At 39.3% G+C, this 14,509-nt stretch carries 8 protein-coding genes, 2 tRNA genes and 3 rRNA genes; 8 read left to right on the top strand and 5 right to left on the bottom strand.

Going from position 1 to position 14,509, the window contains the following annotated elements:
- Window positions 1-63 precede the first annotated feature (63 nt).
- The 3 genes from dnaK to OZX61_RS11735 all read right to left on the bottom strand — a co-directional run bounded on the left by dnaK (window position 64) and on the right by OZX61_RS11735 (window position 3,756).
- On the bottom strand, window positions 64-2,010 hold the full coding sequence (gene dnaK / locus OZX61_RS11745; protein WP_277094879.1) for a molecular chaperone DnaK: 1,947 nt from the start codon (window positions 2,008-2,010) through the stop codon (window positions 64-66).
- Window positions 2,011-2,131: 121 nt separating this feature from the next.
- On the bottom strand, window positions 2,132-2,683 hold the full coding sequence (grpE, locus tag OZX61_RS11740; protein ID WP_277094878.1) for a nucleotide exchange factor GrpE: 552 nt from the start codon (window positions 2,681-2,683) through the stop codon (window positions 2,132-2,134).
- Between the two features lie 170 nt (window positions 2,684-2,853).
- A complete protein-coding gene (locus tag OZX61_RS11735) occupies window positions 2,854-3,756 on the bottom strand; it encodes a LysR family transcriptional regulator (protein WP_195772803.1) in 903 nt (300 codons plus the stop codon).
- A gap of 103 nt (window positions 3,757-3,859) precedes the next feature.
- Here OZX61_RS11735 and OZX61_RS11730 point away from each other — a divergent pair, with 103 nt between their 5' ends.
- From OZX61_RS11730 to rrf, 8 genes are all read left to right on the top strand, one after another.
- Window positions 3,860-4,723 carry an MBL fold metallo-hydrolase gene (locus OZX61_RS11730; RefSeq protein ID WP_277094877.1) on the top strand — a complete coding sequence of 288 codons (864 nt, stop codon included), beginning with the start codon at window positions 3,860-3,862 and terminating at the stop codon, window positions 4,721-4,723.
- A 339-nt stretch (window positions 4,724-5,062) separates the two neighbouring features.
- Window positions 5,063-5,299, top strand: a complete 237-nt coding sequence (locus OZX61_RS11725) for a hypothetical protein (RefSeq protein WP_277094876.1) — start codon at window positions 5,063-5,065, stop codon at window positions 5,297-5,299.
- Window positions 5,300-5,423: 124 nt separating this feature from the next.
- Window positions 5,424-5,978 (top strand): peptidylprolyl isomerase, encoded by a 555-nt coding sequence (locus OZX61_RS11720; RefSeq protein ID WP_195772805.1) that lies wholly within the window; start codon window positions 5,424-5,426, stop codon window positions 5,976-5,978.
- Window positions 5,979-6,490: 512 nt separating this feature from the next.
- Window positions 6,491-8,026 (top strand): 16S ribosomal RNA (locus tag OZX61_RS11715).
- A 59-nt stretch (window positions 8,027-8,085) separates the two neighbouring features.
- Window positions 8,086-8,162, top strand: a tRNA-Ile gene (locus OZX61_RS11710).
- Window positions 8,163-8,203: 41 nt separating this feature from the next.
- Window positions 8,204-8,279, top strand: a tRNA-Ala gene (locus OZX61_RS11705).
- Between the two features lie 369 nt (window positions 8,280-8,648).
- A 23S ribosomal RNA gene (locus OZX61_RS11700) occupies window positions 8,649-11,541 on the top strand.
- A gap of 148 nt (window positions 11,542-11,689) precedes the next feature.
- Window positions 11,690-11,804: ribosomal RNA gene (gene rrf, locus OZX61_RS11695) — 5S ribosomal RNA — on the top strand.
- Together the 16S, 23S and 5S rRNA genes with 2 tRNA genes alongside form the textbook arrangement of a ribosomal RNA operon.
- 145 nt (window positions 11,805-11,949) lie before the next feature.
- On the opposite strand, the gene rsmB is transcribed toward rrf, so the two are convergent.
- Together rsmB and fmt are read right to left on the bottom strand one after the other, a co-directional pair.
- A complete protein-coding gene (gene rsmB, locus OZX61_RS11690) occupies window positions 11,950-13,242 on the bottom strand; it encodes a 16S rRNA (cytosine(967)-C(5))-methyltransferase RsmB (RefSeq protein WP_277094875.1) in 1,293 nt (430 codons plus the stop codon).
- Window positions 13,239-14,210, bottom strand: a complete 972-nt coding sequence (fmt, locus tag OZX61_RS11685; protein WP_277094874.1) for a methionyl-tRNA formyltransferase — start codon at window positions 14,208-14,210, stop codon at window positions 13,239-13,241. Before fmt ends, rsmB begins: the two co-directional genes overlap by 4 nt.
- Between the last annotated feature and the right edge of the window lie 299 nt (window positions 14,211-14,509).

The following is a 14,509-nucleotide window of genomic DNA, read 5'->3' as shown; positions in this document are numbered from 1 at the left end:
GTCTATATATTAGAGCATAAAAAAACCGTGCATATTGCACGGTTTTTTAGATTTTAAGAAATCTTATTTCTTATCATCTTTTACTTCTTTAAATTCAGCATCTACAACGCCATCATCAGCTTTCTTCTGCTGAGCTCCACCTTCTTGGTTAAATGCATTTGGATCAAAACCTTGTGCACCACCTTGAGCGCCCTGAGCTTGCTCATAAGCACGCTGAGTAATTGGCATTAAGATGTTTTGTAAGCTTTCAGTTTTTGCTTTGATCGCTTCAGCATCATTTTCTTTTGTTACTGCTTCTAGTTCAGATACTGCAGTATTTACAGCTGTTTTTTCGTCTTCGGTAACTTTATCACCTAAGTCTTTTACAGCTTTATTTGCGCTAGAAATGAGTGCATCTGCTTCATTACGTGCTTTTGCAAGATCTTCGAATTTACGATCTTCTTCAGCATTTGCCTCAGCATCTCTGATCATTGCTTCTACTTCTTCATCAGATAAACCAGAGTTTGCTTTAATCTGAATAGACTGTTCTTTACCTGTGCTTTTATCTTTCGCAGATACTTTTAATATACCATCTGCATTGATATCGAAAGAAACTTCAATTTGTGGCACACCGCGTGGTGCAGGTGGAATATCACCTAATTGAAAGTTACCCAACAATTTGTTTTGTTGAGCCATTTTACGTTCACCTTGGTAAACAGCGATATCAACTGCAGGTTGGTTGTCTGCTGCTGTAGAGAACACTTGTGATTTCTTAGAAGGAATCGTTGTGTTCTTTTCAATGATTGGTGTAAGTACACCACCCATTGTTTCAATACCAAGTGTTAAAGGTGTTACGTCAAGAAGTAGAACGTCATTTTTATCACCAGAAAGTACTGCACCTTGAATTGCAGCACCCATTGCTACTGCTTCATCAGGGTTAACGTCTTTACGTGGCTCTTTACCAAAGAATGCTTGTACTTTTTGTTGTACAAGTGGCATACGCGTTTGGCCACCCACTAAGATAACATCTGAAATTTCACTACTTGAAAGGCCAGCATCTTTAAGTGCAATACGACAAGGCTCAAGTGTACGTTCAACTAGATCAGCAACTAATGATTCAAGTTTTGCACGTGTTACATTAATTACTAAGTGTTTTGGACCACTTGCATCTGCAGTGATGTACGGAAGGTTAATTTCAGTACCATTTGAAGATGAAAGTTCAATTTTTGCTTTTTCAGCTGCTTCTTTTAAACGTTGTAGTGCAAGAGGATCATTTTTTAGATTAACGTCTTGCTCTTTTTTGAACTCTTCAACTAAGTAGTCAATTAATGCTGTATCGAAGTCTTCACCACCTAAGAATGTATCACCATTTGTAGAAAGTACTTCAATTTGTTGATCGCCATCTAAGTCAGCAATTTCAATGATAGATACGTCAAATGTACCACCACCTAAATCGTATACAGCAACTTTACGATCGCCTTCTTTTTTGTCCATACCGAACGCAAGTGCAGCTGCAGTTGGCTCGTTAATGATACGTTTTACATCTAGACCAGCAATTTTACCAGCATCTTTCGTTGCTTGACGTTGTGCATCATTGAAGTACGCAGGTACTGTAATAACCGCTTCAGTAACAGCTTCACCTAGATAGTCTTCAGCAGTTTTTTTCATTTTTTTCAAAATTTCTGCTGAAACTTGTTGTGGTGCAAGTTTTTTATCGTTTACTTCAACCCAAGCATCGCCATTGTCTGCTTTTACAATTTTGTATGGCACAAGACCAATATCTTTTTGTACAGCAGAATCTTCGTAACGACGACCAATTAAACGCTTAATTGCGAATAATGTATTTTTTGGGTTAGTTACTGCTTGGCGTTTTGCACTTTGACCAACAAGTGTTTCACCATCTTTATATGCAATGATAGATGGGGTTGTGCGTGCGCCTTCAGCGTTATCAATTACTTTTACTTTTTCGCCTTCAAGTACTGCAACACATGAGTTGGTAGTACCTAAGTCAATACCAATAATCTTAGCCATTGAATGTGTCCTCTAAAATTTATTTTGCAATGTTTTCGCTTGTTATTCGATATGAGAGTGAATCTAATTTTTTCAAGCAAAAAAATTAAAAAAATTAAAAAAATTCTCTAATATTAGTTAATTATTGACCAACAGTAACCATCGCAGGGCGGAGTAAACGACCTGATAATGTGTAACCTTTTTGTAAAACATTTCCGATTTCACCTGCTTTTGCTTCAGGATCAATACCTACCGCTTGGTGTAACTCGGCATTAAAACCATTGGCTGTATCTACAGCAACGATTTCATTTTTTTCTAATGTAGTCAGTAGTGATTTAAGTGTAAGCTCTACACCTTCTAGTAGAGGGCTTTTTTCTTCACTTGTTGCTTGAATTGCACGCTCAAGATTGTCTACAGAATCTAGTAAACTTTTTGCGAATTTTTCTAAAGCAAATTTTTTCGCAGTATCTGCTTCACGCTCAACACGCTCTTTTACTTTTTCAGATTCGTAAATTGCATTTGCTGCACGTGCTTTTTCAAGTTTTAAACTTTCTTCAAGTTTCGTAATTTGGGCTTGTAAATCTTCTGCGCTCACATCAGCTTGCTCATTATTTTCTTCAACCTGAGCTTCTTGTTCGTGTTTTTCTACTTCAGACTGATTCTCTTGAGCTTGGTTTTTTTGCTCGTTCGCCATTGATGATCTCCGTTTAAAAAGTTTTTCAAACATGTACAGTCCTTAATTGGCATCCGTTCAGTCTTGAACAGGCATTATGCTGAACTGCCATGGGAAGTTTGTAAAATGATTAACTTAAAGGTATGGGCGCAAGAGTAAAATTCAAGAACTAAAATTTATTAATTCGCAAATTAAATACAATCCTCATGTTTTTTGAGAAGAATGGGTAAGTTTTCTTGAATAAAAGCAATAAATTTTTGAGAAATGAGTGGAAGATGATGGCGAGAGGTATATACCAAGGAAAGCATAATATCTGGTGCTGTATACTCGGGAAGTACAATATTTAGATTTCCATGTTTTAGGTCGTTTAGTACTACGTATGTCGGTAACATCGCAATTCCACAACCTTCTACACACATTTTATGTAATGCTAATACATCATTACTTTTAAATGTACTCTTTACCGTATAATTCTGAGGTTGTTGATCTCTGTTAATAAAAGTCCAAGTACTCAATTGAGCATAGTGAACAATACAGTCATGCTGAATCAATTGACTTGGATGAGTGAGAGTATCTATCTTGTTTAAATAGATAGGGCTTGCACAAAAAGAAGAGGGGATTGGATAAACTGGCCTTGCAATCAATCCATCTGCAATATTTTGTGCAATCCTAAATGCAATATCTACACGATCTTCAATAAGGTCAATGGTGGACTCACTCAATTGAATATCGAACTCTACCTTTGGGAAAAGCTGACGGAATTGAGCAATACATTTATCTACACCCATTTGAAACAAAAAACTACTGCAAGAAATTCGAATAACGCCCTGATGTTGTTCATGAGCTGCCAATCCATATAGAAGCTTTTCTTGTTGTAAAATATTTTCACAATAAAGTAATGCTTGTTCTCCTGCGGGTGTTAAAGATATTTTTCTCGTGTTTCTCTGAAATAAGCGTGTCGAAAACTTTTCCTCAAGATGTTCTAAATATCGAGATACCATCGCTCGAGAATAGTTAAGATGATCCGCTGCTTTAGTAAAACTTCCGTATTGATGAATAGTCACAAAAACTTGAATGGCTTTTAGGGTATCCATAAAAAATTGTTGCTTATAATGAAATAGACTATCTTAAATGAGCAACTTTAAAGCGTATATAAGAAGATTAAAATAAACTGCTCATAATAGAAGAGATAAAAATATGACGACCATACAAAAGTTATCGGTAGCTTTAGTATTTAATAGTGCGCTGCTTATGCAGAACACTTATGCTGAAAATATTAAAATTCAACCTTTTCTTGCATCCTCTGAACATTTTGGAGTCACATCTACACTGATTGAAACAGATAAAGAGGTAATGCTAGTTAATGCACAGTTTTCAAAATCTGAAGCATTACGTGTCGCTGCAAATATATTAGATAGTGGGAAGACATTAAAAACTATTTTTGTGAGTTATGGTGATCCAGACTATTATTTTGGCCTTGATGTATTACAACAAATATTTCCTCAAGCACAAATTATTGCTACACCTGAAACGGTTAAGCATATCCAAGATACATATCAACTAAAACAAAACTATTGGTCTGTGCAAATGGGAGAAAATGCACCTCATAAAATTATTATTCCTCATACCTATACAGCGAAAGAAATAGATTTTGATGGATTAAATATTCAGATTAAGGGTAAAAAAGAACTAACTTATTTATGGATACCTCACTTAAAAGCAGTAGTGGGAGGTATTCCAGTATCTTCAGGTATTCACTTATGGATGGCTGATACATCAACACGCGCATCTAGACAGGAGGTTTTGGAGACGTTACAAGATATTAAAAAGCTTATGCCTAAAACTGTAATTCCTGCGCATATGGCTCATGGGTCACTACAGAATATGCCTGCTGTAGACTTTTCTATCCAATACCTTGAAAAATACGAGAAAGCTGTAAGTGAAACCAAAGATGCAAACCAACTTATTTCAAAGATGAAAAAAGCATATCCTCATCTACATGAAGTAAGTAGCTTAGAGTTAGGAGCAAAAGTTGTAAAAGGTGAAATGAAGTGGCCATAACAATATAAAAATCAAAAAAATCATGATTATGCATATAGAAAGATATCGCTTTGTTATCTGAGTGTGTCTTTCTATGACCTAAATGAAATTATTATTTTGATATTAAGTGAACAATAAAAGAAGAATAAATTTAAAAAAGAATAGATATAGCAATAGCTTAAGGTAAATTAATTCATGCATGGACAATAAGTATCGATTAACAAAATACATGCTCTGGTAAAGAAAAACTTTAAAAATTTAGCAGATTCAACATATTGAGCGTTTAAAAAAATATGCATGATGCAAATACTCCGATGTTGAGTATTTATTTATTTTCCTTTTAGGAACGAGTGATTGATTATGAAAAAACTAGCTTTAATCTCTTTAACTGTTGTTGGATTCACTTTGTCGGCTGTAGGTTGTGCTTCACAGAAAGCAGAAGAACCAAAAAATACAGCGCCATCTATGACAGCTTCACAAAATACAGATGCATCAAGTGCAGGTTCAGTACCAATGGCTTCAACTGATACATCTGGTCAAATATCATCACCAATGACATCTTCTACAGCTTCAGACGTAACAACAACAGCTCAATAAAATATAGAAAGTAAAGTGATACCTACATATAAAATTGTAGTATCACTTTAACTTTTTAAAATTGTGTTTCACGTGAAACCATGTTACAGATTAAGTTAAATAAAATTTTAGTAATCACGTGTACATGAAAAAATCGATTCTTTTATTCTTATCTACGCTTGCATGTGGGTCAGTTTTTGCAAATACCTATGTAGAGATGAAAACATCTATGGGAAATGTAGAGATTGAACTTAATGATGCCCAAGCACCCCTATCAACAAAAAACTTTTTACACTATGTGAATACTAAGTTTTATGACAATACGACTTTTCATCGTGTTATTCCGGGTTTTATGATTCAAGGTGGTGGATTTGACAAAAACTTTAGTGAAAAACAAACACAGGCACCTATAAAAAATGAGTCATATAATGGTCTACAAAACATTCGCGGCTCATTAGCTATGGCAAGAACTAGCGATCCAGATTCAGCAACGGCACAATTTTTTATTAATACGGTTGATAATCCTAATTTAAATAAAAGTATGTATAACGATGGTTATGCAGTTTTTGGTAAAGTCACTAAAGGGATGGATATTGTAGATAAAATATCAAAGGTAGAAACAACAGATAAAGGCATGTATCAAAACGTACCTGTAAAGCCGATTTATATTGAAAGTATAAAGGTTGAAACTAAAAAATAGCTTTAGCTCCATTTGTTTTGGTTTAAAAGTATCCATATTTAGTAAAAACCGCCCAGTTTCGTCTACAATTTGTTCTATTGACAAATAAAATAGAAATAAAATGGTTTAGGGGGTTGTGTTTGGAATTGATTGGTCTATAATGCGTATCCATCGGCGGTGATGTTGAAAGAAACTTCTTGATAAACAATAACTTAGTTGATTGGTTTAAGATTTAGTTCTTAGATTGATTGAGGTTGAGGTTTGATGAAGAAGATAAAAAAACTTTCAGATTACAGTTGACTTTCTTTAAAAAGAGAGTAATATAGCCGACCTAGCTTGCTGATGACGAATCAGTGATGCGAATCATTAATAGAGTTGAAGAACAACTTGTGTGGATTTTTACTGAGTGATCACTGAATATATTTAAGATTCATTGATTAAAAGTAGAAATTTACTCGAAAATTTATTTGAGAGCGAATATTTTTGCTAGTGATTAATGAGCCAGATTGATTCCCTTAAGGAATTAATGATTTTAACTGAAGAGTTTGATCATGGCTCAGATTGAACGCTGGCGGCAGGCTTAACACATGCAAGTCGAGCGGGGGAAGGTAGCTTGCTACTGGACCTAGCGGCGGACGGGTGAGTAATACTTAGGAATCTGCCTATTAGTGGGGGACAACGTTCCGAAAGGAGCGCTAATACCGCATACGCCCTACGGGGAAAGCAGGGGATCTTCGGACCTTGCGCTAATAGATGAGCCTAAGTCGGATTAGCTAGTTGGTGGGGTAAAGGCCTACCAAGGCGACGATCTGTAGCGGGTTTGAGAGGATGATCCGCCACACTGGGACTGAGACACGGCCCAGACTCCTACGGGAGGCAGCAGTGGGGAATATTGGACAATGGGCGCAAGCCTGATCCAGCCATGCCGCGTGTGTGAAGAAGGCCTTATGGTTGTAAAGCACTTTAAGCGAGGAGGAGGCTTACCTAGCTAATATCTAGGCTAAGTGGACGTTACTCGCAGAATAAGCACCGGCTAACTCTGTGCCAGCAGCCGCGGTAATACAGAGGGTGCAAGCGTTAATCGGAATTACTGGGCGTAAAGCGCGCGTAGGTGGCCATTTAAGTCAAATGTGAAATCCCCGAGCTTAACTTGGGAATTGCATTCGATACTGGATGGCTAGAGTATAGGAGAGGAAGGTAGAATTCCAGGTGTAGCGGTGAAATGCGTAGAGATCTGGAGGAATACCGATGGCGAAGGCAGCCTTCTGGCCTAATACTGACACTGAGGTGCGAAAGCATGGGGAGCAAACAGGATTAGATACCCTGGTAGTCCATGCCGTAAACGATGTCTACTAGCCGTTGGGTCCTTTGAGGACTTAGTGGCGCAGCTAACGCGATAAGTAGACCGCCTGGGGAGTACGGTCGCAAGACTAAAACTCAAATGAATTGACGGGGGCCCGCACAAGCGGTGGAGCATGTGGTTTAATTCGATGCAACGCGAAGAACCTTACCTGGCCTTGACATACTAAGAACTTTCTAGAGATAGATTGGTGCCTTCGGGAACTTAGATACAGGTGCTGCATGGCTGTCGTCAGCTCGTGTCGTGAGATGTTGGGTTAAGTCCCGCAACGAGCGCAACCCTTTTCCTTACTTGCCAGCATTTCGGATGGGAACTTTAAGGATACTGCCAGTGACAAACTGGAGGAAGGCGGGGACGACGTCAAGTCATCATGGCCCTTACGGCCAGGGCTACACACGTGCTACAATGGTCGGTACAGAGGGTTGCTACACAGCGATGTGATGCTAATCTCAAAAAGCCGATCGTAGTCCGGATTGGAGTCTGCAACTCGACTCCATGAAGTCGGAATCGCTAGTAATCGCGGATCAGAATGCCGCGGTGAATACGTTCCCGGGCCTTGTACACACCGCCCGTCACACCATGGGAGTTTGTTGCACCAGAAGTAGATAGTCTAACCCTCGGGAGGACGTTTACCACGGTGTGGCCAATGACTGGGGTGAAGTCGTAACAAGGTAGCCGTAGGGGAACCTGCGGCTGGATCACCTCCTTAACGAAAAGGTGAGACTTGGTAAGAATCCACAACAAGTTGTTCTTCGGTATATTATCTGAGGGTCTGTAGCTCAGTTGGTTAGAGCACACGCTTGATAAGCGTGGGGTCACAAGTTCAAGTCTTGTCAGACCCACCAAAGACGAAAGATAATGTACAATTCACAAATGATTTTAAGCTGGGGACTTAGCTTAGTTGGTAGAGCGCCTGCTTTGCACGCAGGAGGTCAGGAGTTCGACTCTCCTAGTCTCCACCATGATTTTAGTTCGATTGATATTTCAATTTAATTAAGATTAAGCTAATAAATAAGCAAACAGCTTATTTGCTTATAGAGCTTAGTAGAAAGATTGTGTAAGATATGCGACCTTGATATTAACCTCTGTGAGTAATCACGGTACATGACCTGACGAAGGCATGTAAAATCATTAACAGATTATTCAATTTGAGTCTGAAATAAATTGTTCACTCATACATTTTGAAGCGTTTTAATTGAAATTTTAATTAATTTAGATTGAGACAAATTGAAATGAGATGAGAACTAGCAAATTAACTGAATCAAGCGTTTTGGTATGAGATTGAAGCTGTACACCTTGAAGTTCGCGTAAGCGACTGTTTGGGGTTGTATAGTCAAGTAATTAAGTGCATGTGGTGGATGCCTTGGCAGTCAGAGGCGATGAAAGACGTAATAGCCTGCGATAAGCTTCGGGGAGGCGGCAAATATCCTATGATCCGGAGATTTCTGAATGGGGGAACCCACTTACCATAAGGTAGGTATCAATAACTGAATACATAGGTTGTTGAGGCGAACGAGGGGAAGTGAAACATCTCAGTACCCTTAGGAAAAGAAATCAATTGAGATTCCGTCAGTAGCGGCGAGCGAACGCGGATCAGCCCATTAAGTTATCTAAGTTTTAGTGGAACACTCTGGGAAGTGTGACTATAAAGGGTGATAGTCCCGTACACGAAAGGGCTTAGATAATGATATCGAGTAGGGCGAGGCACGTGAAACCTTGTCTGAATATGGGGGGACCATCCTCCAAGGCTAAATACTCCTGACTGACCGATAGTGAACCAGTACCGTGAGGGAAAGGCGAAAAGAACCCCTGTGAGGGGAGTGAAATAGATCCTGAAACCGCATGCATACAAGCAGTGGGAGCATACTTTGTTATGTGACTGCGTACCTTTTGTATAATGGGTCAGCGACTTATATTCAGTAGCGAGGTTAACCGTATAGGGGAGCCGTAGAGAAATCGAGTCTTAATAGGGCGTTTAGTTGCTGGGTATAGACCCGAAACCAGGCGATCTATCCATGAGCAGGTTGAAGGTTGGGTAACACTAACTGGAGGACCGAACCCACTGTCGTTGAAAAGCCAGGGGATGACTTGTGGATAGGGGTGAAAGGCTAATCAAGCCTGGTGATAGCTGGTTCTCCCCGAAAGCTATTTAGGTAGCGCCTCGGACGAATACCATAGGGGGTAGAGCACTGTTTCGGCTAGGGGGTCATCCCGACTTACCAAACCGATGCAAACTCCGAATACCTATGAGTACTATCCGGGAGACAGACTGCGGGTGCTAACGTCCGTAGTCAAGAGGAAAACAATCCAGACCGCCAGCTAAGGCCCCAAAATCATAGTTAAGTGGGAAACGATGTGGGAAGGCATAGACAGCTAGGAGGTTGGCTTAGAAGCAGCCACCCTTTAAAGAAAGCGTAATAGCTCACTAGTCGAGTCGGCCTGCGCGGAAGATGTAACGGGGCTAAAACTATGTGCCGAAGCTGCGGATTTACGCATTAGCGTAAGTGGTAGGGGAGCGTTCTGTAAGCCGATGAAGGTGTGTTGAGAAGCATGCTGGAGGTATCAGAAGTGCGAATGCTGACGTGAGTAACGATAAAACGGGTGAAAAACCCGTTCGCCGAAAGACCAAGGGTTCCAGTCCAACGTTAATCGGGGCTGGGTGAGTCGACCCCTAAGGCGAGGCCGAAAGGCGTAGTCGATGGGAAAATGGTTAATATTCCATTACTTCTGTGTAATGCGATGAGAGGACGGAGAAGGTTAAGTCAGCCTGGCGTTGGTTGTCCAGGTGGAAGACAGTAGGCATGCATCTTAGGCAAATCCGGGGTGCTCTATGCTGAGAGTCGATAGCAAGTAGGTTTACCTACGAAGTGGCTGATACCATGCTTCCAAGAAAAGTCTCTAAGCTTCAGTTACACAGGAATCGTACCCGAAACCGACACAGGTGGTCAGGTCGAGTAGACCAAGGCGCTTGAGAGAACTCTGCTGAAGGAACTAGGCAAAATGGTACCGTAACTTCGGGAGAAGGTACGCTGCTGATGGTGATGGAACTTGCTTCCTGAGCTGTCGGCAGCCGCAGAAACCAGGCCGCTGCAACTGTTTATTAAAAACATAGCACTCTGCAAACACGAAAGTGGACGTATAGGGTGTGATGCCTGCCCGGTGCTGGAAGGTTAATTGATGGGGTTAGCGTAAGCGAAGCTCTTGATCGAAGCCCCAGTAAACGGCGGCCGTAACTATAACGGTCCTAAGGTAGCGAAATTCCTTGTCGGGTAAGTTCCGACCTGCACGAATGGCATAATGATGGCGGCGCTGTCTCCAGCAGAGGCTCAGTGAAATCGAAATCGCGGTGAAGATGCCGTGTACCCGTGGCTAGACGGAAAGACCCCGTGAACCTTTACTGCAGCTTGACATTGAACTTTGACCTTACTTGTGTAGGATAGGTGGGAGGCTTTGAAGTAGTAACGCCAGTTACTATGGAGCCATCCTTGAAATACCACCCTGGTAATGTTGAGGTTCTAACTCTGACCCATAATCTGGGTCGAGGACCATGTCTGGTGGGTAGTTTGACTGGGGCGGTCTCCTCCTAAAGAGTAACGGAGGAGTACGAAGGTGCGCTCAGCGTGGTCGGAAATCACGCGTAGAGTATAAAGGCAAAAGCGCGCTTAACTGCGAGACCAACAAGTCGAGCAGGTACGAAAGTAGGTCTTAGTGATCCGGTGGTTCTGTATGGAAGGGCCATCGCTCAACGGATAAAAGGTACTCTGGGGATAACAGGCTGATACCGCCCAAGAGTTCATATCGACGGCGGTGTTTGGCACCTCGATGTCGGCTCATCTCATCCTGGGGCTGAAGCAGGTCCCAAGGGTATGGCTGTTCGCCATTTAAAGAGGTACGCGAGCTGGGTTTAGAACGTCGTGAGACAGTTCGGTCCCTATCTACCATGGGCGTTGGAAATTTGAGAGGATCTGCTCCTAGTACGAGAGGACCAGAGTGGACGAACCTCTGGTGTACCGGTTGTGACGCCAGTCGCATCGCCGGGTAGCTATGTTCGGAAGGGATAACCGCTGAAAGCATCTAAGCGGGAAGCCTACCTCAAGATTAGATTTCCCTGTGACTTTATGTCACCTAAAGAGCCGTTCAAGACTAGGACGTTGATAGGTTGGATGTGGAAGTGTAGCGATACATGAAGCTGACCAATACTAATTGCTCGTGAGGCTTGACTATACAACACCCAAACAGTTGTATTTCTCTTCAAATAGCTTGATTTAGTGATAAACCTAGTTACAATACAGACCAATTGAATAAACTGTTATGCCAAATTTGGTGGAACAGAGGCAATAATTAAGACCTCAATGTTCTCCATAAAAGTTATGCTGGCGACAATAGCGAGAGTGAACCACCTGATCCCTTCCCGAACTCAGAAGTGAAACCTCTTAGCGCTGATGGTAGTGTGGGGTTACCCATGTGAGAGTAAGTCATCGCCAGCATCTAATTCCTAAAAAGCCTCCACAAGGAGGCTTTTTTTTATGCGTTTTAATTATGATCTAATTCAGAATGAATTTTATTATTTAAAAGTCTAACTTGAGATATTTATTATTAAAAATAAATATCTCTTTTATAGCTCTTATGAAATTAAATGACTTTTTGAATTAAGCAGTAGTAAAATCCATCGCCAAACTGATCGACTGGAAGTAATTGTCGACCAAATTTTTGCTTAATTCCCCAATGATTATTAATTGGTATTTCTTTTGCATCTATATGATTAGAAAAGAAATTTTCCATTTGGTTCTCATTTTCAATTTTTAAAATTGAGCAAGTGATATACAAAAGATATCCACCTATGGAAAGTTGGTTCCACATATTATTCAAGATTTTTTCTTGTAATTCTACTGTTTGAGTAATATCGGACATTTTTCTTAAAAGTTGAATATCAGGATGTCTTCGGATTACACCAGTTGCAGAACAAGGAGCATCCAGCAAAATAATATCAATATTTTCTTTTGACTGCCATGTTGTTGCATCTGAATTGATGAGCTCAATATTACTGTTATTCAGTTTTAAACGATAAAGGTTTTCTTGTATTCTTTGAATTCTATTTTCATTATTATCTAAAGCAATAAGTTTATTTACTTTGAATTTTTCAAGAATATGAGTAGTTTTTCCACCTGGTGCAGCACATGCATCAATGATGGTTTTACCATCAAGCTTCTTATCAAATATTTCGCTAGCTAGTTGAGCATTCTCATCTTGCACAAAAAACAGGCCTTCTTTGAATCCTGGTAATTGAGTTATAGGGATTGCTGAGAAAATCTGTAAACCGCTCTGAGAAAAATTACATTTTTTAGCCTCAATATGATTTTCCTCTAATAAAGCTAAATAATTATTTCTAGTAGTTTGTTTTTGATTAACACGGATAGTGAGAGGAGCATGCTCTTTGAGTGCCAAACATAAATCTTGTATCTGCTCTGGCCAATCTCTTTTTAATCTTTTATATAACCAACTTGGTAGTCCATGTGCATTAACAATGATCTGTTTAAAGTTTTCTTGATCTCTAGAAACCTTTCTTAGAACCGCATTTACAACACCGCTTAAAGGAGAAAAACCTAGTTGTTTAACAGCGGTTACTGTCTCCGATATACTTGCATGAGGGGGAATTCTTGTAAATATTAGTTGGTATATACCAAGATAGATAAGTCCTTCAACGTATGGGTTATTTAAATCTTTTTTTAATAAGGGTAGTGAAGCTGCTTTTATATTATACCAATAGCGCAGTGTACCTAATACCAGTTGGTGGAAAAGTGCTCGATCTTTTTCTGTAATATTATTTAGTTGGTCATCTAGAAGTTTTGATAAGGATTCACCCTCTTGAACTTTAGATAGAAGATAGCCTACTTTTGCTCTTAAGTTAAATTGTAATGGATTCATATGAGCACCTGACCAACTGCTAATTTTTGAGTTTGTAAAATTTGTTCTGAATTAAGAGGTTTTCCCCCAGGCCATTGTAAATTTGTGAGAGTAATCACTGTATTTTTACCACATAAAATACTGACTCCACTATGGTCAATATCTAAAATAGTACCAACCTGTAGATTGTCTAATTCATTATTATTTTTAGGATGACTAACCTTTCCCTTCCAAACTCTAATATTTTCTGCTGAGAGTTGTATAAAAGCAACAGGCCATGGATTAAATGCGTTGATGTTACAAACGATTTGTGTCGCTTCAACATTCCAATCAATTTGAGCTTCTTGCTTCGTTAACTTACTGGCATAAGTTACTTCATCATCTTTTTGTATTTGTCGTTGAGCTAATAATTTATTCAAATGTGTTACAGATGATACTGTCTCAACAATAGCTTCAGCACCAAGCAAAGATAATTTATCATGTAGCGTAGATGTACTATCATTTGATTCTATTGAGCACGATTTCTTAAGCAACATATCCCCAGTATCTAAACCAGCTGCCATTTGCATAATCGTGATACCAGTTTCTTTATCTTGAGCGGCAATTGCACGTTGAATGGGTGCAGCACCACGCCAACGAGGTAAAAGTGATGCATGGATATTCAGACAACCATATTTAGGCATATCCAAAATAGCTTGAGGTAAAATGATTCCGTATGCTGCAACAATCATGATATCTGCATTTAGAGATCCTAATTGTTTTTGTGCTTGAATTCCTTCCTCAGTAGAACTTCTAAAATTTAATGGTTGAAAAACTGGAATATTATGATTTATAGCAACTTGCTTTACTGCTGAAGGTGTCAGTTTTTGGCCACGGCCAGACTTTCGATCAGGTTGGGTGTAAACGGCCACGACAGTATGGTTAGTTTGAAGAAGTGCATTTAAGGCTGTTGCAGCGAATTCAGGCGTACCTGCAAATATAATTCTCAAGCTAAAGTCTCTATTTCTAACAATTGGATAATTCTTATTATAACACCTCCTAAATTTTCTAAATCTTTTTTCAATATTTTAAAAATAATGCATATGTACTTTTTTTATACAAAAAAATAGTTTATTTGTATCAGATTATTAAGAAAATAATATCACTTAAATAGGTATTTTATGAATATAAATTCATTTATTATCATATTATGATTTGATTGATGCATTTTTTATATTTATTATAAATTATAGTAAATAATATAATATAAGTGATAACTGGTTATCAGATATTATTTCAGTATAATGTA

Origin of the sequence: Acinetobacter sp. ESL0695, assembly GCF_029392135.1 — a bacterium.
Lineage (GTDB): Bacteria > Pseudomonadota > Gammaproteobacteria > Pseudomonadales > Moraxellaceae > Acinetobacter > Acinetobacter pollinis.
The sequence above is the reverse complement of the archived record's forward strand: the minus strand, read 5'-3'. Positions and strand labels throughout refer to the sequence as shown.